This window comes from Xenorhabdus santafensis (assembly GCF_033949405.1).
GTDB lineage: Bacteria > Pseudomonadota > Gammaproteobacteria > Enterobacterales > Enterobacteriaceae > Xenorhabdus > Xenorhabdus santafensis.
The window spans coordinates 1-244 of sequence record NZ_VCDN01000382.1; the positions used below are offsets into that span (position 1 = coordinate 1).

The window sequence follows — 244 nt, forward strand, 5'->3', positions numbered from 1 at the left end:
AGTAGGGGCAATGGAAACAACGTTGGAAGGAGAATTAGATGTACTTCTTGATGTCGTGAAACGTGCGCAACAAGCTTGCGTCGATGCTGGAGCAGAAGAAGTGATTACTTCTATTAAAATCCACTATCGTCCAAGCACTGGTGTAACGATAGATGAAAAGGTTTGGAAGTACCGTGATGAATATGCAAAACCAGAAGCAATCTAAACTTATTACAACAATTTGGCTTATCCTTCTCATTGCGAT

1 protein-coding gene is annotated in these 244 nt (G+C 40.6%); it reads left to right on the plus strand.

Annotated features, from left to right (window positions below; translation table 11 throughout):
* Window positions 1-205 (plus strand): thiamine-binding protein (locus tag FE392_RS22830; protein ID WP_319931968.1); only part of this gene is annotated, 205 nt, incomplete at its 5' end.
* Window positions 206-244 lie beyond the last annotated feature (39 nt).